At 74.4% G+C, this 21,471-nt stretch carries 16 protein-coding genes and 2 pseudogenes; 12 read left to right on the top strand and 6 right to left on the bottom strand.

Going from position 1 to position 21,471, the window contains the following annotated elements; all coding sequences use genetic code 11:
- Nucleotides 1-12 precede the first annotated feature (12 nt).
- Nucleotides 13-825, top strand: a complete 813-nt coding sequence (locus AAH979_RS37140; RefSeq protein WP_346262813.1) for a DUF2470 domain-containing protein — start codon at nt 13-15, stop codon at nt 823-825.
- 42 nt (nt 826-867) lie between these two features.
- Here AAH979_RS37140 and AAH979_RS37135 read toward each other — a convergent pair whose 3' ends face one another.
- The 3 genes from AAH979_RS37135 to AAH979_RS37125 form a co-directional block, all read right to left on the bottom strand.
- The gene (locus AAH979_RS37135) at nt 868-1,506 is read right to left on the bottom strand and encodes a TetR family transcriptional regulator (protein ID WP_346262812.1); all 639 of its coding nucleotides are present in this window, start codon (nt 1,504-1,506) and stop codon (nt 868-870) included.
- Between the two features lie 76 nt (nt 1,507-1,582).
- Nucleotides 1,583-2,338, bottom strand: a complete 756-nt coding sequence (locus AAH979_RS37130; RefSeq protein ID WP_346262811.1) for an ABC transporter permease — start codon at nt 2,336-2,338, stop codon at nt 1,583-1,585.
- The gene (locus tag AAH979_RS37125) at nt 2,335-3,096 is read right to left on the bottom strand and encodes an ABC transporter ATP-binding protein (protein ID WP_346262810.1); all 762 of its coding nucleotides are present in this window, start codon (nt 3,094-3,096) and stop codon (nt 2,335-2,337) included. Before AAH979_RS37125 ends, AAH979_RS37130 begins: the two co-directional genes overlap by 4 nt.
- A 167-nt stretch (nt 3,097-3,263) precedes the next feature.
- On the opposite strand from AAH979_RS37125, the gene AAH979_RS37120 reads away from it, so the two are divergent.
- The 5 genes and pseudogenes from AAH979_RS37120 (at nt 3,264) to AAH979_RS37100 (ending at nt 7,916) form a co-directional block, all read left to right on the top strand.
- A complete protein-coding gene (locus AAH979_RS37120; RefSeq protein WP_346262809.1) occupies nt 3,264-4,265 on the top strand; it encodes an aldo/keto reductase in 1,002 nt (333 codons plus the stop codon).
- 132 nt (nt 4,266-4,397) lie between these two features.
- Nucleotides 4,398-5,021: pseudogene (locus AAH979_RS37115) on the top strand (nucleotidyltransferase domain-containing protein); the annotation flags it as partial.
- A gap of 237 nt (nt 5,022-5,258) precedes the next feature.
- Nucleotides 5,259-5,690 (top strand): phosphoribosyl-AMP cyclohydrolase, encoded by a 432-nt coding sequence (gene hisI, locus AAH979_RS37110; protein WP_346262822.1) that lies wholly within the window; start codon nt 5,259-5,261, stop codon nt 5,688-5,690.
- Between the two features lie 22 nt (nt 5,691-5,712).
- On the top strand, nt 5,713-7,341 hold the full coding sequence (locus tag AAH979_RS37105; protein ID WP_346262808.1) for an anthranilate synthase component I: 1,629 nt from the start codon (nt 5,713-5,715) through the stop codon (nt 7,339-7,341).
- Entirely contained in the window at nt 7,338-7,916 is a 579-nt protein-coding gene (locus AAH979_RS37100; protein WP_346262807.1) for a Trp biosynthesis-associated membrane protein, read from the top strand. The genes AAH979_RS37105 and AAH979_RS37100 overlap by 4 nt, the downstream gene beginning before the upstream one ends.
- Before the next feature lie 145 nt (nt 7,917-8,061).
- Here the strand turns inward: AAH979_RS37100 and AAH979_RS37095 are convergent.
- Nucleotides 8,062-8,280 (bottom strand): annotated as a pseudogene (locus AAH979_RS37095) (hypothetical protein); the annotation flags it as partial.
- A 438-nt stretch (nt 8,281-8,718) separates the two neighbouring features.
- Between AAH979_RS37095 and trpC the strand changes: the two are divergent.
- The 6 genes from trpC (at nt 8,719) to AAH979_RS37065 (ending at nt 18,320) form a co-directional block, all read left to right on the top strand.
- Nucleotides 8,719-9,522, top strand: coding sequence for an indole-3-glycerol phosphate synthase TrpC (gene trpC / locus AAH979_RS37090; RefSeq protein WP_346262821.1), 804 nt, complete (start codon nt 8,719-8,721; stop codon nt 9,520-9,522).
- 156 nt (nt 9,523-9,678) lie between these two features.
- On the top strand, nt 9,679-10,920 hold the full coding sequence (gene trpB, locus AAH979_RS37085; protein WP_346262806.1) for a tryptophan synthase subunit beta: 1,242 nt from the start codon (nt 9,679-9,681) through the stop codon (nt 10,918-10,920).
- A 5-nt stretch (nt 10,921-10,925) separates the two neighbouring features.
- Complete coding sequence (gene trpA, locus AAH979_RS37080) at nt 10,926-11,744, top strand: tryptophan synthase subunit alpha (protein ID WP_346262805.1); 819 nt, start codon at nt 10,926-10,928, stop codon at nt 11,742-11,744.
- Between the two features lie 298 nt (nt 11,745-12,042).
- Nucleotides 12,043-13,287, top strand: coding sequence for a prolipoprotein diacylglyceryl transferase (lgt, locus tag AAH979_RS37075; protein ID WP_346262804.1), 1,245 nt, complete (start codon nt 12,043-12,045; stop codon nt 13,285-13,287).
- 17 nt (nt 13,288-13,304) lie between these two features.
- Nucleotides 13,305-14,504 carry an NAD(P)/FAD-dependent oxidoreductase gene (locus AAH979_RS37070; RefSeq protein ID WP_346262803.1) on the top strand — a complete coding sequence of 400 codons (1,200 nt, stop codon included), beginning with the start codon at nt 13,305-13,307 and terminating at the stop codon, nt 14,502-14,504.
- A gap of 306 nt (nt 14,505-14,810) precedes the next feature.
- Nucleotides 14,811-18,320 (top strand): BTAD domain-containing putative transcriptional regulator, encoded by a 3,510-nt coding sequence (locus tag AAH979_RS37065; protein WP_346262802.1) that lies wholly within the window; start codon nt 14,811-14,813, stop codon nt 18,318-18,320.
- Nucleotides 18,321-18,326: 6 nt separating this feature from the next.
- On the opposite strand, the gene AAH979_RS37060 is transcribed toward AAH979_RS37065, so the two are convergent.
- Together AAH979_RS37060 and AAH979_RS37055 are read right to left on the bottom strand one after the other, a co-directional pair.
- Nucleotides 18,327-19,055, bottom strand: coding sequence for a fasciclin domain-containing protein (locus tag AAH979_RS37060; RefSeq protein WP_346262801.1), 729 nt, complete (start codon nt 19,053-19,055; stop codon nt 18,327-18,329).
- A 200-nt stretch (nt 19,056-19,255) separates the two neighbouring features.
- Nucleotides 19,256-21,394 carry a M14 family zinc carboxypeptidase gene (locus AAH979_RS37055; protein WP_346262800.1) on the bottom strand — a complete coding sequence of 713 codons (2,139 nt, stop codon included), beginning with the start codon at nt 21,392-21,394 and terminating at the stop codon, nt 19,256-19,258.
- Between the last annotated feature and the right edge of the window lie 77 nt (nt 21,395-21,471).

Genomic DNA, 21,471 nt, shown 5'->3' with positions numbered 1-21,471 from the left:
GAGGTCGACGTCATGCAGCCCAGCTCCGCGGAGGTGGCCCGTACCCTGGCCGCCGGTCGACTTCCCGGCACCGCCCAGGCCGCGTACCGGCCCGGGCCGCACCAGGTCCGGCACGCCACCGATTCGTCCGGCCGGGTACTGTTGCTCGTCTCGATCGTCAGTGATCTGGCCGCGGCGCTCCGGCCGACCAGGGACAGCCGGGGCACCGCGCTGGTGCTCGACGTCCGCGACCTGCCGCCGGCCGCCGGGGCGCCGCCGCTCGGCCGGGTCTGGATCTCCGGCTGGCCGGAGCCGCTCGCCGGTGTCGAGGCGCGGCAGGCGGCCGTCGACTTCGCCGAGGTGATCCCGACCGGAGACCTGCTGGACGTCGGCCGGGGCTTCACGCTCTACCGGTTCGAGCCGGCCGAGATCCGGCTGGAACGTGCCGGCACGGTGCGGCACGTCGAACCGGCCGAGTACGCCGCCGCCGAGCCGGACCCGCTGCACGCGCTGGAACGGGAACTGCTGGCCGACCTCGCGGACCACCACGGGCCGGAGATCGCCGCGTTCCTCCGGCGCCAGCTCGGCGACCTCGTACCGCCGGGCGGTGCGGACGAGCCGCCGCCCCGGGTGGTCCGGCTGGACCGGTACGGCATGGTGGTGGCCCTCGGCGGACGCGGTACCCGCTGCCGGGCCCGGCTCGCCTTCCCCCGCCCGCTCGCCGGCCGGGTGGAGCTGGTCGAGCTGCTGCATCCGGTGCTCTGCCGGCGTCGGCACCAGTCGCAGCGCCCGGACCGGGAGTGCCCGGTCGCCAGCTCCGCCGACCAGGCGTGGTCCGACCGTTGACCTCCGGGAATCGGCCGTTGACCTCCGGGAATCGGCCGCGCGCTACGGCCCGCTCGGCGTGCCGGGACCGGCCGGCCGGCCGGTGAGCCGGGTCAGGTCCTCGGTCAGGTAGCGCTGCACGGTCGGCCCGACCGCCGCGACCACGACGTCCGGCGGTGCCGAGGCGAGCGGCTCCAGCCGCAGGATGTAGCGGACGATGACCATGCCGGCCATCTGGGTGGCGACCAGCGACGAGCGCAGCGGCGCCTCGGCCGGGTCGATCTCGAGCATCCCGGTCGCCCGGCGGAGCACCTGGGTCTCCAGGAACTCCCGGAGCAGCCGGGCGGTCCACTCGTTGTTCACCGCCGACCGGAACAGCGCCACCGCGGCCGTACCGGCGGGGGAGTCCCAGACCCGCAGAAACGTCCGGACCAGCCGTTCGCCGACCCTGTCGAGCCCACCGGCGGCGATCTGCGGCAGCAGCTCCTGCGGGTCGAACGGGATGTCGATGGTGGCCAGGAAGAGCTGGTCCTTGGTGCCGAAGTAGTGGTGCACCAGGGCCGGGTCGACCCCGGCGGCGGTCGCGATGGCCCGGATCGAGGTGTGGTCGAAGCCGCGCTCGGCGAACGCCTCCCGGGCGGCTCTCAGGATCCCCTCCCGGGTGTCGGGGTTGCCCGGTCGCCGTCCGCTCCGTCGTGCCATCGCCGTCCTCGTACTCGTTTCCTCCGGTGCCGGTCGGCGCCGCCCGCGGTGGGGCGCCGACCGGCGAGCCGGACCGTCAGCCGGTGCGCCGCCGCAGCGTTGCCGCGGCGAGCACCAGGGCGGCGACCACCGCCGCGACCACCACCGCCACGTCCCGCCACATCGTGCCGGTCGGCTCGGCGTGCGTGCCGACCTCCTGCAGCGCCTCGACCGCGTACGACAGGGGCAGCGCGTCGCTGATCGCCTGTAGCCAGCCGGCCATCTGGTCGCGGGCGACAAACAGACCGCAGAGCAGGATCTGCGGGACCACCACGACCGGCATGAACTGTACGGCCTGGAACTCGGTCTGCGCGAAGGCACTGCAGAAGAGACCCAGCGCCACCCCGAGTACGGCGTTGACCACCGCGATCAACACCACCAGCCCGGCGTTGCCGGCGGTGGAGAGATCGAACAGCCAGTACGCCGCGCCGGCCGCGACGCCGGCCTGGACCGTGGCGGCGAGCCCGAACGCGAGGCCGTACCCGAAGAGCAGGTCCAGTTTGGCCAGCGGGGTGGTGAGCAGCCGTTCCAGCGTGCCGGAGGTGCGCTCGCGGAGCATCGCGATACTGGTGACCAGGAACATGATCACGAACGGGAAGACGCCGAGCATGACCAGCGCGATCCGGTCGAAGATGGCCGGTTGTCCCGGTGGCGCGGGCTGGTCGCCGAACATGTAGTAGAGCAGGGTGACCAGCACCACCGGCACCACCAGCAGCATCGCCACCGTACGCCGGTCGTGCCGCAGTTGGCGCAGGATGCGGCCGGTGGTGACGGCGAGGATCCGCGGGTTCATCGGGCCGGCCTCCCGTCGCCGGTGCGGGTCAACCGGTCCTGGTCGGCCAGCTCGTTCGCCCGGATCAGCCGCAGGAACGCCTCCTCCAGGTCGTCGGTGCCGGCCGCCGTGCGTACCGCCGGCACGGTGTCGTCGGCGATCAGCCGGCCCTCCCGGATCAGCATCAGCCGGTCGCACCGGGCCGCCTCGTCCATCACGTGGCTGGAGACCAGCAGCGTGGTGCCCTCGGCGGCCATCGCGTGGAACCGCTGCCACAGCTCGGCCCGGAGCACCGGGTCCTGGCCGACCGTCGGCTCGTCGAGAATCACCACCTCGGGGCGGCCGACCAGGGCGCAGGCCAGCGAGGCCCGGCTGCGCTGGCCGCCGGAGAGGGTCCCGACGAGTTGGTCGGCCGCGTCGGCCAGGCCGACGTCGGAGATCGCCCGGTCGGAGTCGGCCCGACCGAGGCCGTAGAGCCGGCCGAAGTAGCGGGTGTTCTCCCGGACGGTCAGGTCCGGATAGACGCTCGGCGCCTGGGTCAGATAGCCGAGGCGCCGCCGCAGGCCGCGGGTGCCGGCCGGCTCGCCAAGCACGGTGACGGTGCCGCCGGACACGATCTGCACGCCGACGATGGCCCGTAGCAGCGTGGTCTTGCCGCTGCCGCTCGGGCCGAGCAGGCCGGTGACGCTGCCACGCGGGACGGTGCAGTTGATCCCGTGCAGCACCTGCCGCTTCCCGCGGGTCACGACGAGGTCGCGGACCTCGATCGCGGTCTCCATTGGAGCCTCCCTCAGAAACTCATCAAGTGTTGAAATCAACGCTAGTTGAAATCTTGGTCGCGGACAATCGTCGACTGCGGGCGATCGCCGGTCGGGATGGCCGGGTCGGTGCGGAAGTGGAAGCCTGGACCGGGCAGACGGAACGTACGGCGGACGGAGCGGGAGCGATGCGGAAGCGCAGGATCGGTGCCATCGGGCCGGAGGTGTCGGCGATCGGGCTCGGCTGTATGGGAATGAGCATGGCGTACGGGGCCGCGGACGACGAGGAGTCGACCCGGACCCTGCACCGCTCCCTCGACCTGGGCGTCAACCACCTGGACACCGCCGACATGTACGGGCGGGGGCACAACGAGGAACTGCTCGGCCCGGTGGTCCGCAAGCGTCGCGACGAGGTGTTCCTGGCGACCAAGTTCGGCAACCGGTTCACCGGCGAGGGCAGCACCACCGCCTCGCCGGGGGCGTACGTCGACAGCTCCGGGGAGTGGGCCCGCGAGGCGTGCGACGCCTCGCTCGCCCGGCTCGGGGTGGAGACCATCGACCTCTACTACCTGCACCGGCGCAATCCGGCCACGCCGATCGAGGAGACCGTCGGGGCGATGGCGGACCTGGTGGTCGACGGCAAGGTCCGGTTCATCGGGCTCTCCGAGGTGAGCCCGGCGACGCTGCGGGCCGCGCACGCCGTGCATCCCGTCGCGGCGGTGCAGATGGAATATTCGCTGTTCAGCCGGGACGTCGAGCGGGAGATGCTGGCGACCTGCCGGGACCTGGGCGTGGCGCTGGTGGCGTACTCGCCGGTGGGTCGGGGACTGCTGACCGGGACGATCAGCAGTCGGGAACAGCTCGACGCGGAGGACTTCCGCAACCGAGTGCCCCGGTTCGCCGAGGAGAACCTCGGCGCCAACCTGGAGTTGGTCGACCGGGTCCGGGCGGTGGCCGCCGAGATCGGCTGTACCCCGGCGCAGGCCGCGCTGGCCTGGCTGCTCGCCCAGGGCGACGACATCCTGCCGATCCCCGGCACCAAGCGGGTGCGTTACCTGGAGGAGAACGCCGCCGCCGTGGACCTGCGGCTCACCGGCGACCAGGTGGCCCGGCTCTCCGCCGCGGTACCGGTCGGCGTGGCGGCCGGCGAACGTTACCCGGAGCAGTCAATGCGATTTATCGGTATGTAACGGACGAAACGCCCAGGCAACGCATGATCGGGCGTTGCGTCATGATCGGAGCTGCGGCACGATGACGCCGTGGGTCACGGTCCGTTACGGCAACTTGGGTTCCTCGACGACTGGACGGACCGGTTGCGCCGGATGCCCGGCCCGCCCGTCGTCGGGGTGCTGCTGCGCGGCAGCTATGCCCGGGGTGCCGCCACCCCGTACAGCGACGTGGACATCGATGTCCTGGTCAGCGGGGGGCCGTACGCCGCCTATCCGGCCTTTCTGGTGGAGGCGGGCGGCCGGCTGACCCACCTTTCGGTCGCCGTCCGGGACGTCGAATCCTGGCTCGAACGGCTCGACCAGCCCGCCGAATGGTCCTTCGGACTGCCGGTCGTCGCGCCCATACGGTTACTCTGGGCACACGGCGCCTGGCGCTCGTCCGTCGACGTGTCCGAGATCCGCCAGCGCCCCGCCGACCCCGATCTGGCGGAACTGGTGGCCGCGCTGGGCAAGGTCGGCGGGGCCCGGGCCAGCGGTGCCGAGTACGACGCCCGGCTCGCCGCCGCCGAACTGGCCCGGCGCTGCCCGTCGGTGCTCCGGCTCGCCAACCCGGCGGTCACGGTGGCCAGCCGACGGGACGCGCTGGCCGCCGCGCTGGACCTGCCGGTCGCGCCGGACGGCTACCGCGACGACATGCTCACCTGCCTCGGGCTGCGCCCCGACACCCTGCCCCGGCTGCATGCCGCCGCGTACCGCCTGGTCGTCGGCACGGTGGCGCTGGCCCGTCCGTACGCCGAGGAGCTGGCCGAGGTGGTCGGCGCGGATCTCGCCGCCGCCCTGCGCGACGGCCGGCTCGACCGCTACGTCGCCCAACTCGCCGGCCCGGACCCGACCGGGACGGTCAGCCCGCCGGGGGCGGTCAGCCCGCCGGGAGGCGTGGCGCGGGCCACTTCGGGGGCCGGGAGCGGGGACGGGTGGACGGTTCCGGTGCCGCGTGCGAAACAATCGGGAACTATGCCCGTACCCGATCTCTCCCCGGTGACCGCGCCCGGGCCGGCGCGCAGCGGCCCCGCGCGGCCCTCGGCCCTCGATCCGGCGATCGCCGCGCGCCTGCGCCGTACCCCCGACGGACTCGTCGCCGCCGTGGTCCGGGCGCACGACACCGGTGACGTGCTGATGGTTGCCTGGATGGACGACGAGGCGCTGCACCGCACCCTCACCACCGGCCGGGCCACCTACTGGTCGCGCAGCCGCCGGGAATACTGGGTCAAGGGCGAGACCTCCGGCCACCACCAGTACGTCCGCTCGGTCGCGCTGGACTGCGACGGCGACGCCCTGCTGGTCAGCGTCGAGCAGGTGGGCGCGGCCTGCCACACCGGAAACTGGACCTGCTTCTCCGACGAACTGCCGGTCACCGGGGCGACCTCCGCCGGGCCGACGACATGACCGACGCTGGGGCGGTGACCCGATGACCACCGGAGCGGTGAGCCCGGACGAGGTGACCTTCCGGGAGCTGGCCCGGACCCGGCGGGTGGTGCCGGTGGTCCGGCGGCTGCTCGCCGACGGGGAGACCCCGGTGGGGGTCTACCGCAAACTGGCCGGCGGGCCCGGGACGTTCCTGCTGGAGTCGGCGGAGCAGGGGGCCGGTGCGGCCGGGATCGCCTGGTCGCGCTACTCCTTTGTCGGGGTACGCAGCGCCGCCACCCTGGTCGAGCGGGACGGCCAGGCGCACTGGCTCGGTACGCCCCCCGCCGGCCTGCCGACCGGCGGCGACCCGATGGCGGCGCTGCGGGCCACCGTGGCGGCGCTGACCGGCCCGGCCGTCCACGGTCCGGTCGGATCCGAGCGGGACTCCAGGCCACCGCTGCTCGGCGGCATGGTCGGCTACCTCGGCTACGACGTCGTACGCCGGTTCGAGCGGCTGCCGTCGCTGACCGAGGACGACCTGCGCCTGCCCGAACTGGGCATGATGCTCGCCACCGACCTGGTCGTGCTGGACCACTTCGACGGCTCCGCGATCCTGGTGGCGAACGCCCTGCTGCCGGCACCGCCGAGCGGCACCGCCGACGGCTCGACGCTCGGTGCCGACGGGGCGGCCGACGCCGATGCCGACGACCCGGAGCGGGCGGCCCAGGTGACCGCCGCGTACCACCAGGCGGTCGGCCGGTTGGACGCGATGACCACCGCGCTGTCCCGACCGATCCCGCCGATGATCGCCACGGTCGACCGGCCCTCCCCGGGTGAGGTGTTCAGCCGGACCGCCGAGGGGGAGTACCCGAAGGCGGTTGAGGTGGCCAAGGAGGCGATCCGGGCCGGCGAGTGCTTCCAGATCGTGCTGGCCCAGCGCTTCGAGCGGGAGACCGCGGCCGACCCGCTGGACGTCTACCGGGTGTTGCGGGCCACCAACCCGAGCCCGTACATGTATCTGCTCCGGTTCGACGACTTCGACATCGTCGGGTCGTCCCCGGAGGCGCACCTGAAGGTCAGCAACAGCGCCGACGGCCAGCGCCGGGCGATGTTGCACCCGATCGCCGGCACCCGCCCCCGGGGGAGCAGCCCGGCCGACGACGGCCGGCTGGCCGCCGAGCTGATCGCCGACCCGAAGGAGCGGGCCGAGCACGTGATGCTGGTCGACCTGGGCCGCAACGACCTCGGCCGGGTCTGCCGGCCGGGCACGGTCGAGGTGCCGGAGTTCGCCACCATCGAGCGGTACAGCCACGTGATGCACATCGTCTCCACGGTGGTGGGGACGCTGCGGGAGGACCGGACCGCGTTCGACGCACTGGCCGCCACCTTCCCGGCCGGCACCCTCTCCGGCGCACCCAAGGTACGGGCGATGGAGATCATCGAGGAGTTGGAGCCGACCCGTCGCGGCCTGTACGGCGGCACGGTCGGCTACTTCGGCTTCGGTGGCGACCTGGACATGGCGATCGCGATCCGGACCGCGCTGATCCGGCACGGTCGGGCGTACGTGCAGGCCGGTGCCGGGATCGTCGCCGACTCCGACCCCGCTGCCGAGGACCGGGAGACCCGGAACAAGGCGGCGGCGGTACTGGCCGCGATCGCGGCGGCCGAGACGCTGCGGCCGGCCCGGTGAACACCGACCGGGCCCGGGCGGCGGGGCGGCGGGAGTTGACGTACGCCGTGCTGCTCTGCCTGCTCGGTGCCGGCCTGGCGGTCTTCGCGGCGACCCGGACCTGGTCCGTCGAGCTGACCGCCCGTCCGGCGCCGCTGCCCCCCGGCCGGGTGACCCGGACCGGCGGCGACCTGCTGCCCTGGCTGCCGGCGCTGGCCCTGGTCGGGCTGGCCGCCGCCGGAGCCGTGCTCGGCACCCGGGGGATCGGGCGCCGGTTGGTCGGCGGGCTACTGGCGCTCCTCGGTGTCGGCGTGGCGGCCGGTGCCGGCTACGCCGGGTTCGGCACCGGTGGCGAGGTGAGTGCCGGCTGGCCACTGCTCTGCGTGCTGGGTGGCCTGCTGGCCGGCGCGGCCGGCGGCCTCACGGCGGTGCGGAGCGGTGGATGGCCGGTGATGGGTGCCCGCTACGAGCGGGCCCGGCCGGCCGGGGCGGGCCGGGAGAGTCCGGTGCTCGCCTCCGACGGCCGGGTGGACGGCCGACGGACGACGGCCGCCTGGGACGCGCTGGACCGGGGCGAGGACCCGACGGTTAGCTGACCGGCTGCCGGGCGGCCGTCGCACCGCGTCGCGCGGCACCGCGGCCGGTGGTCGGGCCGGGTACCGCCGCGGTGCGGGTGACCTGACCGCCGGACGGGCGTGCGGTGTTGCCGCGTGCGGCGTGCACGGGTCCGGTCGGTGGTGCGGCGGCGAGCGCCGCCACCACGGCCCGGATCTCGTCGCGGCGCAGCGCCCGGTCCCGGTCCGCGCAGATCGCCTCCCAGGCGTTGCCCCGGGCGGTCCGCATCCGGGCGTCGCCGATCACCGCCCGCTCCACGCTGTGCACCATGCCGACGGCGACCGAGAGTACGGCCCGGGGGATGCGGGTCAGGTCGATGGTCGAGTCAGGCTTCGCAGCGCTCATGGTCTTCCCCGCACGGAATCGATCCGACTGGTCGGCGGCGGCCCCGCGACCAGTGTGCCCGACGTTGATGGTGCCCATCCGGTGTTTCCGGCCGGTCACCCCCGGATCAACGGTTCGTCCCGGGCCCGGTCCACCATCCGGGACAACTCCCGCCGCCGCGTCCGGCTTCCTTGACGTCGGTCACAGCCGTCGTCCCCGGGCACCGCCGGGTGCGGGCGAGCTGCGCCGGCGCCCTTGATGGCGCAGCGTGACATTCCGCTCACAGGGTCGGCCATTATGCCCCAGCCCATCTCGTGAAGCACGCCATACCCCCGAGGGCGTCCGTCCGGTGGCGGCGCCTAGCATCGGCCCATGACACCCGGAGAGGGGAGTCCGTTGGTGACTGCTGAGCATCCGCACACGGCGGGAGACGAAGCCGGATCGGCCACGTCCGCCAACGTGCTCGACGAGATCCTCGCCGGAGTCCGTGAGGACGTCGCACGGCGGCAGGAAGAGGTGCCGCTGGAGCAGATCAAGCAACTGGCGGCGGCGGCCGCGCCACCTCGGGACGCGTACGCGGCACTGCGCCGTCCGGGCGTCGGGGTGATCGCCGAGGTGAAGCGCTCCTCGCCGTCCAAGGGGCAGCTCGCCGAGATCGCCGATCCGGCCGACCTGGCCGGTGACTACGCCGCCGGTGGGGCGCGCTGCATCAGCGTACTCACCGAGGGGCGGTGGTTCGGCGGCTCGTTGGAGGACCTGGCGGCGGTCCGGACCGCGGTGGACATTCCCGTGCTCCGCAAGGACTTCGTCGTCTCCAGCTACCAGGTGCACGAGGCCCGGGCGCACGGCGCCGACCTGGTGCTGCTGATCGTCGCCGCGCTGGAGCAGAACGTCCTGGTCGGCCTGCTGGAGCGGATCGAGTCGCTGGGCATGACCGCACTGGTCGAGGTGCACGACGAGGAGGAGGCGGACCGCGCCCTGGAGGCCGGTGCCCGGGTGATCGGGGTGAACGCCCGCAACCTGCGCACCCTGGAGGTCGACCGGTCGGTCTTCGAGCGGATCGCCCCCGGCCTGCCGAACAAGGTCGTCAAGATTGCCGAGTCCGGGGTACGCGGCCCGCACGACCTGATCCGGTACGCCTCGGCCGGCGCCGACGCCGTACTGGTCGGCGAGGGGCTGGTCACCCAGAAGAGTCCCCGCGAGGCGGTGGCCGAGCTGGTCAACGCCGGCAACCACCCGGCAACCCCCCGGCCGGTCCGATGAGCGAGCGTAGCGAGCGGATCTGTCGGCTCAGTGCGGTTGTGCCTCATGGCGGCACGGAGCGAAGCGGAGTGCCGGGATGAGCGAGCGTAGCGAGCGGATCAGTCGGCTCAGTGCGGTTGTGCCTCATGGCGGCACGGAGCGAAGCGGAGTGCCGGCATGAGCGCCGCCATCCTGCCGACCGGGGAGGCGGCGCTGCCCGACCTCGCCGGGCACTTCGGCCCGTACGGCGGCCGGTTCGTCCCCGAGGCGCTGGTCGCCGCGCTCGACGAACTCGACACGGCCTACCGGGAGGCGCTGGCCGACGAGTCGTTCACCGCCGAGTTCACCCGGATGCTGTGCGAGTACGCCAACATCCCGTCCCTGCTCTACCGGGCCGAGCGGCTCTCCGCCCGGGTCGGGGCGCGGGTGCTGCTCAAGCGCGAGGACCTCAACCACACCGGCGCGCACAAGGTGCGCAACGTGCTCGGCCAGGCGCTGCTGACCAAGCGGATGGGCAAGCCCCGGGTGATCGCCGAGACCGGCGCCGGCCAGCACGGGGTGGCCAGCGCGACCGCGGCCGCGTACCTCGATCTGGAGTGCGTGGTCTACATGGGCGAGCTGGACACCCAGCGGCAGGCCCTCAACGTCGCCCGGATGCGGATGCTCGGCGCCACCGTCGTCCCGGTGACCGCCGGCTCGCGCACCCTTAAGGACGCGATGAACGAGGCCATGCGGGACTGGGTGGCCAATGTCGACCGGACGCACTACCTGATCGGCACCACCGCCGGCCCGCACCCGTTCCCGGCGATGGTCCGCCAGTTCGTCCGGGGCATCGGGGTGGAGGCCCGGCAGCAGTGCCTGGAGCTGACCGGCGCGCTGCCGGACGCGGTGACCGCCTGCGTCGGCGGCGGTTCCAACGCGCTCGGCATCTTCCACGCCTTCGTGCCGGACACCGACGTCCGGCTGTACGGCTTCGAGGCCGGCGGCGACGGTGTGGAGACCGGGCGGCACGCGGCGAGTATCACCGGCGGTTCCTCCGGAGTGCTGCACGGCGCCCGCACCTATGTGCTGCAGGACTCCGACGGGCAGACGGTCGAGTCGCACTCGATCTCGGCCGGGCTGGACTATCCCGGGGTCGGCCCCGAGCACGCCTGGCTCAACGACGCCGGGCGGGCCCGGTACGCGCCGGTCACCGACGCGGAGGCGATGGACGCGTTCCAGTTGCTCTGCCGGACCGAGGGGATCATTCCGGCGATCGAGAGCGCGCACGCGCTCGCCGGCACGCTGAAGATCATCCCTGAGCTCACCGCCGAACTCGGTCGCGAGCCCACCATCGTGGTCAACCTCTCCGGCCGGGGGGACAAGGACGTGCACACCGCCGGGGAATACTTCGGCATCCTCGACGGGGACCAGAGGTGAGCGGGATGGCCACCACGTCCGAGCGGAGCATCGGGGTCGCGTTCGAGAAGGCCCGGGCCGAGGGGCGGGCGCTGCTGGTCGGCTGCATGCCGGCCGGCTTTCCGACCGTGGACGGCAGCATCGCCGCGATGCGTGCCATGGTCGACGCCGGGGTCGACGTGATCGAGGTGGAGATCCCCTACTCCGACCCGGTGATGGACGGGCCGGTCATCCAGCGGGCCAGCGACATCGCCCTGGCTGGCGGCGTACGCACCCGGGACACGCTGCGGATCATCGAGGCGGTGGCGGCGACCGGGGCTCCGGTGGTCACGATGACCTACTGGAACCCGATCGAGCGCTACGGCGTCGACGCCTTCGCCCGGGACCTCGCCGCCGCCGGCGGCACCGGCCTGATCACTCCGGACCTGATCCCGGAGGAGGCCGGCGAGTGGCTGGCCGCCTCCGACGCGTACGGCCTGGACCGGACGTTCCTGGTCGCGCCCTCGTCCACCGACCGGCGGCTGGCGTTGACCGTCGAGCACTGCCGGGGATTCGTCTACGCCACCGCGCTGATGGGGGTGACCGGTGCCCGGGAGAAGACCTCGGACGCCGCGCCCACCCTGGTCGGCCGGGTCCGGGCGATCAGTGGGCTGCCGGTCGGGGTGGGCCTCGGCGTCGGCACCGGCGCACAGGCCGCCGAGGTCGGCCGGTACGCCGACGGCGTCATCGTGGGCAGCGCCCTGATCCGCTGCCTGCTGGACGCCCCCGACGAGGCGGCCGGGCTGGCCGCGCTCGGCACGCTCAGCGCCGAACTAGCCGAGGGCGTTCGAGCCATCCGACGCTGACGGGTAGCCCCGGCTCCGGCTCGGGCCGGTCGCCCCCGCTGATCTCGTACCCGCGCTCCAGGCCGGTCGCTGCCCGGACCCGCACCGCTCCGTGGGTCGGTTGTCGCTGCCTCGCACTGCTCCGCGGACCGTCGAGCGCTGAAGTCGCGGTGTTCGATCCGGCCGCCGTGCCGGTGGCGGAAAGGGACGACCGGCCAGCTCAACGCAGGTAACGGGATGAAACAGGCGGGAATCGCCCGGGGTCGACAACCGGACCGGGGTGCCGCCGGCAGGGGTCGCGACGGTAGCCTGTGCACCCGTGACCCTCGCCTCGCTCTCTCCTCAGGCGGCCCTGCCGAGTCCCGCCACCGCCGTGTGGCAACTCGGGCCGGTGCCGATCCGGGCGTACGCACTCTGCATCGTGCTCGGAATCGTGGTCGCCTGCGTGGTGACCGAGCTGCGACTGCGCCGCCGTGGCGTCGCCCCCTGGGCGGTGCTGGACATCGCCGTCTGGGCGGTGCCGTTCGGCATCGTCGGCGCCCGGATCTACCACGTGATCACCTCACCCGGGTCCTACTTCGGCGAGGGCGGTGACCCGGTCAGGGCCCTCTACATCTGGGAGGGCGGGCTCGGCGTCTGGGGCGCCGTCGCGGGCGGCGCCGTCGGTGCCTGGCTCGCCGTGCGGCAGCTCGGCCTGCCGCTGACCGTGGTGGCCGACGCCCTCGCCCCGGGCCTGCCGCTGGCCCAGGCCGTCGGCCGGATCGGCAACTGGTTCAACAACGAGCTGTTCGGCGGCCCGACCACGCTGCCGTGGGGCCTGGAGATCCACCGGATGGACCCCACCAACCCCGGGCACGCGCTCCGCGACGACAGCGGCAACCCGGTTCTCGAACCCGGGCTCTTCCATCCGGCCTTCCTCTACGAGGCGCTCTGGAACGTCGGCGTCGCCGGCCTGGTCTTCTTCCTCGACCGGCGGTTCAAGCTCGGCCGGGGGCGGGCGTTCGCGCTCTACGTCATGGGCTACACCGCCGGACGGTTCTGGATCGAGATGATGCGTACCGACCCGGCGACCGAGATCCTCGGGGCGCGGCTGAACGTCTGGACCGCGGTCCTGGTCTTCCTCGGCGCACTGGTCTACTTCGTCCGGGTCCGGGGTCCGCAGGAGTTCCTGGTGCCGGTCGGTGGCGCACCCGCCCCGCTGGCCGCGGGCGATGCCGCCACCAGCGACGTGTCCCAGGTCGACGTCTCCCGGGAGCCGGCGGCGGTCGGCGCGCCCACCGCGTACCGGGTGGTGACCGAGGAGGAGTTCCGGCGCTTCCAGGAGACCGGGGAGGTCCCGCCGGCCGAGGAGCCGGCCGAACCGGCCTCGGTCCAGCACGGCGACTCCGACGGCGGGCCCACCGATGACGGCGATGGCGGCGATGGCGAGAGCCGGCCGGAGACTCCGGCCGGGTCGTCCGAGGCCGCCGGGGAGCCGGCCGCCGCCGCAGAGTCGGCCGACGCCCGGGACGGCGAGCCCGCCGACGCCGGGGCCGCGCCGGGGACCGCCGACCGGGACCGTTGAGCGGGGGAGCCGGCCCGATGCGTACGGCCGTGGTGGTGGGCGCCGGAATCGGCGGGCTGGCGACCGCCGGGGCACTGGCCCGCTCCGGGTGGCAGGTGACCCTGCTGGAGCAGGCCGACCGGGTACGCGCCGAGCGCACCGCGTTGGTGCTCTGGCCCAACGGGGTACGCGCGCTGCGCGCACTCGGCCTCGGCGAGGGGCTGGCCGCCATCGCGACCCCGCTGCCCGACGTCGGCGTCCGGCGCCCCGACGGGCACTGGCTGGTGCAGCCCCGCCCCGGGCTCGGCGAACGCGCGCCGGTCGTCGTACACCGGGAGGACCTGCACGACGCGCTTGTCGCCGGCCTCGGCGACCGGGTGGAGATCCGGACCGGCGTCGAGGTCCGGACCGTCCGGGTCGGCGACGGCGACCGGCCGGCGGTCGGTGACGGGCGCGGCAACTACGAGGCCGACCTGGTCGTCGGCGCCGACGGCATCGACAGCACGGTACGCCGCCGGCTCGCGCCGGAGGCCACCGTGGTCAGCTCCGGCTGCGCGGCGTGGCGGGCGGTCATCCCGTGGTACCGGGCGCCGCAGCTTCCGGCCGACCGGCCGGTGGACGGCGAGACACTCGGCGCCGGTTACCGGTTCGTCGCGGCCTCGCTGGGTGATCGCGGCGACTCCGGCGGCTCCACCCGGGGCGGGATCTACTGGGTGGCGACGGCGGCCGGCGCGTCCCGCCCCGAGCCACCGGCCACCCAGCTCGCCCTGCTCCGGCGCTGGTTCGCGAACTGGCCGTCGCCGATCGGCGACCTGCTCGCCGCCACCGAGCCGGAGGACCTGGTCCAGCAGGAGGTACGCGAGCTGCGCCCGCTGCCCCGCGCGTACGGCTTCCCGTCCGGCACCGGTGGGGTGGTGCTGATCGGCGATTCCGCGCACGCCATGCCGCACCACCTGGGTCAGGGCGCCTGCCTCGCCCTGGAGGACGCCGCGACGCTGCGTTCGCTGGTCCGGGAGGCGATCCCCGGTGCGCCGCTGCGCGAGGCGGTCGAGTCGTACAACCGGCTGCGCCGTCCCCGGACCGTGACGGTGGTCCGGCAGACCCGGCGGATGTCGGCGGTGTTGCAGGCCCGGGGGCGGCTGGCGCTGCGCGCCCGGGACGCCGCCCTCGGCACCATCACGCCCCGGCTGCTGGGCAGCGCGGCGAGCGTGGCGGCCCAGTGGCGGCCACCGGAGTGAAGCGTTTTCCGCCCGGCCTGCGGTCCGCGCTGACCGCAGGCGCGGGTCGGGGCGGACACGCCGCGCTGGCCAGGTGGAAAAAGGTTCGGTGATCGACCGGGCATCGGCCACCGGCTGACCATCGGCGTCTCTTCGGTCGCCGGGTCCGGATCCGGTCGACCGGCCGGTGTCCGAATCGAAGCGGGCCGCTGCCCGAGCGGGTCGCGCCGGACCCTCCGGTTCGGCGGCCAACCGACCGATCGGGAGGATGCCCCGCACGCCGCCGCGTCGCGCACACTACCCGGGAGCGAAGGAGAGGGCTCCCAGTTGCGGCACAGCGTGCCTGATCAACAGGCGAGTACGGAGCGGCGGCACGGCACCCCGGGCGAGGTACGGCTGCTCGGGCCGGTCCGCCTGGTCGGGCCCCGGGGGCCGGTCGCGTTGCCGGACGGTGCCGGCCCGCTCCTCGGACTGCTGGCGCTGCGGCCGAACGAACCCGTCCCGGACGCCGAGTTGCTGGCCGCACTCGCCGGTCGGGACGCGCTGTCCCGGGCCGGTGCCCGTCCCCTGGACCCGGCGGCGACCCTGCTGGCGGCCGCGCTGGCCGGCTGCGGATCACCGGGCACGCTGGAGATCCGACCCACCGGATACCTGCTCCAGATGCCGAGCGGCCGGATCGATGCGAGCCGGTTCAGCCGACTGCTGGACCGGGCCCGGCGTCGGATGGCTGCCGGGGAGCTGCGCGCCGCCGCCCGGCTGTTCCAGGCCGCTCTGGCCATCTGGCCGGAACCGCTGCCGGACCGGTCCGCCGGGCGGTGGCCGGAGTCCGGCGTCGAGGCCGGCGATCCCTACCGGCTCTGCCCGTCCGGCTGGGCCGCCGTCGAGCTGGGGCGGCTGCGGCAGGCCCGGATCGACGCCTTCGAGGACCGCTGGGAGTGCGCGCTGCGGCTCGCCGTGGCGGCGCACAGCGCCGCCGGTGGACCGGTCGCCGACCGGGCGGTGGTGGCCGCCGGGGCGACGGCCGCCCGGGTAGCCGGGGCGGCGGTCGCCGAGCTGACCACGGCGGTGGCCGCCCATCCGCTGCGGGCGCGGCTGTGGGAGCTGCTGCTCGTCGCCGCGTACCTGGACCAGGGGCGCCGGGCCGCCGCCGACGTGCACCAGCGGGCCCGGGAGGTCTTCCAGGAGCAGTTGGGCGTCGAGCCGGCCGGCCGGGTGTGCGTACTCGCGGCGGCGGTGCGCGCCGGTGAGCTGCCCGAGGACTGGGCCACGGGGGCCTGTCCGGCGCCGACGATCGACCTCACCGCCGGCCCGCCGGCGTCCCGACCGCGTCCGGCCGCCCGGCTGCCGGTCCCGCTCACCGCCCTGCTCGGCCGGGACGACCTGCTCGACGTCGTCGCCGAACGGCTGGACCGGCACCGCCTGGTCACGCTCACCGGAACGGGCGGAGCCGGCAAGACCCGGCTGGCGGTCGCGGTGGCGGGGAGCCGTACCGACCGGCCGGTCTGGTTCGTCGACCTGACCGCCGTGGAGAGCCCGGTACGGGTACCGCGGGCGGTGGCCGCCGCGCTCGGCGTACCGGACGTGGGGCGGGACATCGTCGAGGCGCTCGCCGCCGACCTGGGCCCGGTCCGGGCACTGCTGGTGCTGGACAACTGCGAACACCTGGTCACCGGCTGCGCGGAGCTGGTGGAACGGCTGCTGTCCCGCTGCCCGGGGCTGCGGGTGCTGGCGACCAGCCGGGTCGCGTTGCGGCTGCCGGCCGAGGCGCGGATCCGGGTGCCGGCGCTCGCCGTGCCCGAGGTGGGCACCGGGCACAGCCTCGCGGCACTGGCCGCACATCCGGCCACCCGGCTCTTCCTCGAACGGGCCCGGGAGTTCGCCGGCCGGCCGGTCCCCGAGGCCAGTGCCGAGGCGGTCGTGCGGCTCTGTGCCGAGCTGGACGGGCTGCCGCTGGCGATCGAACTGGCCGCGGCGCGTACCCCGATGCTGACGGTGCAGGAGATCGTCGCGCGGCTGCGTACCGACGTACGGCTGCTGCGCAGTCCGGACCCGAGGCCACCGGACCGGCACCGGAGTGTCGCCGCCGCGGTGGAGTCCAGCCTGGCCCTGCTGGCCGCCGACGCCTGCCGGCTGTTCGACCGGCTCTCGATCTGTGCGGCCGGGTTCGACGCCGAGGCGGCCCGGTCGATCGGCGGCCCGTCCGCACCGGCCGCCCTGGCCGCCCTGGTCGAGGCGTCCCTGGTGGAACCCCTATCGACCGGCCCGGCCGAGCCGGTGGATCCGGCCGGGCCGCCCGAGCCGGGTGCGCCGGCCGGGCCGGTGGATCCGCCCGAGCCGGCCGGGCCAGCCGAGCCGGCCGGGCCAGCCGAGCCGGCCGGGCCAGCCGAGCCGGCCGGGCCAGCCGAGCCGGCCGGGCCAGCCGAGCCGGCCGAGCCGGCCGGGCCAGCCGAGCCGGCCGGGCCAGCCGAGCCGGCCGGGCCAGCCGAGTCGCTCGGCTCGGCGGAGCCGGCCGATCCGAGTGGCGGCGCCGGGTTGCCCGGCCCGGGCGAGGGCGGCCGGACCCGCTACCGGATGCTGGAGCCGGTCCGCCGGCACGCGCTGGCCCGGCTGGTCGGCTCCGGTGCCGAGGTGGCCGCCCGGCAGGCGCTCGCGACGTACTGCCTGAACCTGGCCGAGCGGGCCGACGCCCGACTGCGCGGCGCCGCCCGGGACTGGTGGCTGGCCCGGCTGCGCGCCGAGGAGCCCAACCTGCGGTCCGCGCTGACCTGGCTGGCCGAGGCCGGCGCCGGCGGGCCCGCCCACGGCGACCTGCGGCTGGCCGCCGCGCTCGCCATGTACTGCCGGCTGGAGGGGAACTACCGGGAGGGCCACGCCTGGCTGTCGACGGCGCTGGCCCGGCACCCGGACGCCCCGGCCGCGCTGCGGTCCCGGGCCGGGATCGGTGCGGCCATGCTGGCGATGCTGGCCTGCGACTACCCGGCGGCGATCCGGCACGCGGAGCTGGCCCGGGCCGCCTGCCGGATCACCCGGAACCGCCGCGCCGAGGCGCAGTTGGAACAGATCCTCGGTTCGGTGGCCCGGGAGCAGGCCCGGTACGCCGAGTCCGCCGTTCACCTGGCCACCGCCGGTGCCATCTTCGCCGACTGCGACGACGAGTGGGGCGAGGCGCAGACCACCGAGCTGCGCGGCTTCACCGCCTGGCTCGCCGGTGACCTGGACCGGGCCGACTCGCGGCTGCGGGCGAGCCTGCGCCGGCACGAGCGGCTGGGCGACGCGCTGGCGGCGGCGAGCGCGCTGATGAACCTCGGCGCGGTCGCGCTGTACCGGGGGGACATCGACCGGGCGGCGTCGCTGCTGGACGTGGCCCTGAAGCGGTACTCCGCGATCGGGTTCCCGGAGGGGGTGGGCTGGGCACACAACCTGCGCGGCCTGGTCGAACTGCGCGGTGGGCGTACCCGGCGGGCCGCCCGGCACCTGCGGCTCAGCCTGGCCGCGCACCGCCAGGTCGGCGACCGGTGGCGTACCGCCAGTGTGCTGGAGGCGCTCGCCGAGGTGGCCCGGCAGGACGGCGACCCGGTACGCGGGGCCCGGCTGCTCGGTGCGGCCGACCGGATCCGGGAGGAGATCGGCGCCCCAATACCGGCCTGCGAACGGGCGGACACCGAGGCGACGGAGCGGGCCCTGCGAGCCCAGTTGGAGGCTCCGGTACGCCAGCCCGGGGTCACCGGCAGCGGCGGTTTCGCCCGGGCGCACCGGTACGGTCGGGAGGCGCCGCTGGACGCCGTGCTGGCCGGTGGTGCCGGCGGTGCCCGGTCGAAAGAGAGCCGTCCAGGCTGAGGTGGTTCAGTGGCCGGAGCCGGCGTTGGGGTCGTAGGTGGTCGGCAGCTTGCCGAGTACGCCGTTGACGATGTGGATCCGGCCGCCCGCGACCTGGTAGTCGACACAGACGCTCTGCACGTGCTCGCCGATCCGGGCCATCGCCCCGGCCGCGCTGACCGGCACCGTGCTGCCGTCGAGGGTGCGTAGCGAGCCGTCGGCGACCAGGTCCGCCAGTGGGTGCGCGCCGGCCACCAGGTGGGCCCGGACGAGGTCGCGCAGCTCGTCCTTGCGGTGGATCATCAGGTCGTCGAGGTTGTCCTCGGAGAACTTCTTCGCGAAGGCGTCGTCGGTCGGGGCCAGGATGGTCACCCCACCCGGGGCGCGTAGCTCGGCCGAGAGGTCGGCGGCGCGTACCGCCGCCTCGAACCGGGTCAACACGGGGATCCACTGCAAGGCCACGTCGCCGGGCTGGCCGGCCAGCGCGGCCGGGTTGCCCGGATCGGTGCCGGAGGGCAGCGCGTCGCAGAGCGGTCCGGTCACCCCGGGGCCGGCTGCCCCGCCGGAACCGGCCGCCGCCGCGTCCCGCTCGTCGGGACCGTCGTCGGTGCAGCCGGCGACCGTGCCGGCCAGCAGCGCGGTCGTGGCCAGCGCCAGCGCGGCCCGGAACCGGGCGCGGCCGATCCGGGTACGGCTGGCCGGTCGCCGCCCGGCGGAATCGTCGGCCGGGGACGGCGGGATGTACGGCTCGGTCACGGCAACCTCCACGACTGAACGTCTTTCCACCTGGACAGCGCGGCGCGTACGCCCCGACTCACACCTGCGGACACCACGGACCGCAAGGGGAGGTTGAAGAGGTTCACTGACGGACGGGTGCCGTACCGGTGGGCCGGGCGTCGGCGGCCCGACCCGCCGGTACGGCGGATGGTGCGGGGTTCAGCGGTGCGCCGCGCCGGTCACAGCGCGGCGCACTGGCCCGACTTCGGCCCGTTCACCGAGTTGGCGACCTCGATGTTGGTCGGTGCCGGGCTGTTGACCGCACAGCTCAGCGGACCGCTCACCGAGTTGCCGGCGATCAGGGCCGGGTCGCTGCCGGTGTTGTTCACCGCCACCGAGACCGGGCCGGAGATCGTGTTGTCGACCAGCGAGACCGCGCCGGTGGTGCCGGAGACCGACACCGGGCCCCGGACGGTGCTGTCCGCCAGGAAGACGCCGGTGGCACCGGCCGCGCTGACCGGGCCGCTGATCGTCGTACCGGTGGCGATCAGGATGGCGCCGGGCCGGACGGTGACCGGACCGTTCACCGTGGCGTCCGACAGGCAGGCGAAGCCGGAGATGGTCAGCGGCCCGTTGTGCCGGCCGGTACGGGTCGGGTAGACCCGGGTGCCGTCCACCCACTCCTCGGCGCCCTGCGCGTCCAGCAGCAGCGGGATCAGGCCCCGCTCCGGCTGGGCCAGCGGCACGTAGTACCCGTCGGTGCCCTTGACGACCTTCCAGCCGTGCGCGACGATCCGCTGCGCCACCGTGGCGCCGACCCCGCCCGGACCGTCGGTACGCGCCCCGTTGTACTGCTCCTCGGTGAGCTTGTACGCGCACGGCGCGTTGTCGAGGATCATCTCCGGCACGGGCAGGTCGTCCCGAGGGCCGGCCTCGCCCGGGTGCGGCGCCGGGTGCAGCGGGATCGGCCGGGAGCCCCGGAAGACGAGCCGGCCGGTGTTGCTGGCCTGGAACTCGATCGCCTCGCCGCGGGCCTTCTTGATCTCCGGCAGCTTGGCCCGGTGGTAGTCGAGGAACTGGCTGAACGTCCAGAGCGCCGAGTACGTCTTGCGGCGCCGGTTGTTCGCCGAGTTGCCCTCGTCCGGCCGGGTCTGCCCGCCGGAGCTGCGCAGCTCCAGCAGCGAGTTGACGGTGTTCTTCAGCCCCAGGGTGTTGCGCAGGATGGTCTCCTCGCTCAGCCCCACGCCGCTGCCGCCCTGGCAGCCGTACGGGCAGGCCCACCAGCCGTCCTTGGCGCCCTCGACGTACATGTGACCCTCGATCATGTCCAGCGACTCGTCGAAGATCTGCTTGGCCACGTTCTGGTGCCGTGGCGGCAGCATCGGCAGGTCGCCGGCGGTCGAGTTGCCGTACTCGTGCCCGTCGTAGCCGGCCACCGGCCGGTAGTCGCGGAGCATCTTCACGTACGCCGCGGTCTCCGGCTGGCGGATCAGCGAGTAGTCGCGGTTGAGGTCCTGCCCGGTCGAGTTGCCCCGGGTGTTGGCGGCCCGGCCGTCACCGTTGATGGTCGGCACGATCAGCACGGTGGTGTGCTTGAGCAGGTCGATCGTCTTGGCATCGGAGCCGAACGCCAGCTTGCGGGCCAGCACCAGGCAGGCTTCCCGGTCACCGGGCTCGTTGCCGTGCACATTGCAGTTGATCGCCAGCGGCGAGGTCGCGGCGACCGCCGCCGGGGTGACCGGCGGGGCCGGGTAGCCGATCACCAACATGTTGATCGGCCGGTTCAGCACGGTACGCCCGAGCTCCACCACCCGCACCCGGTCGCTCCGCCGATCGATCTCGGCGGTGTAGGCGTACTCGTCGACATCGCCGGTGTACTGCGCGGCCTTGGTGGTCTCCCACTGGGTGCGCAGGTTCTCACCGGGGACCGCCGGGTCGCCCCACGGCTGCTGGGTGGTACCGGTGACCGGTGCCGAGTACGGCTGCTCGGCGGTGCCGATCCGGGCCCGTACCCGCCACTGGAACCGCAGGCCGGGGTCGAAGCCGGCGTCGGCGAAGGTCGGCGACTCGTTGTTGATCTGACGGTTCGGCCGCCAGACGCCGACCACCACCGCCGGGCCGGTGGCCACGTCGGAAGCGTCGACCGGGGTGCGCTCGATCTGGTAGTCGGTGGCATCGGGGACCGGCGTCCAGGCGACCGTGGCGTAGCCGTCGGCCTGGGTGACGGTGAGTCCGGTGACCTGGTTGGGCTCCGCGGCCGTGGTGCCGGGCACCGTCGAGGTCGGCTGGCCGAGCGCCGCCGAGGGGGCGGTGACGGTGCCGAGGGTGGCCGCGAGCAATGTAGACAGTACGACTACCGTCGGTTTTCTTGAACGCATGTGAACTCCGAGGGGGAGGAGCCGGGGGGACAGCACTGCGGGTCATCATGATCCCCGACGTGCGGCGATGCAATGAT

The organism is Plantactinospora sp. ZYX-F-223 (assembly GCF_039649625.1).
In the GTDB taxonomy this organism is placed as follows: Bacteria; Actinomycetota; Actinomycetes; order Mycobacteriales; family Micromonosporaceae; genus Plantactinospora.
The sequence above is the reverse complement of the archived record's forward strand: the minus strand, read 5'-3'. Positions and strand labels throughout refer to the sequence as shown.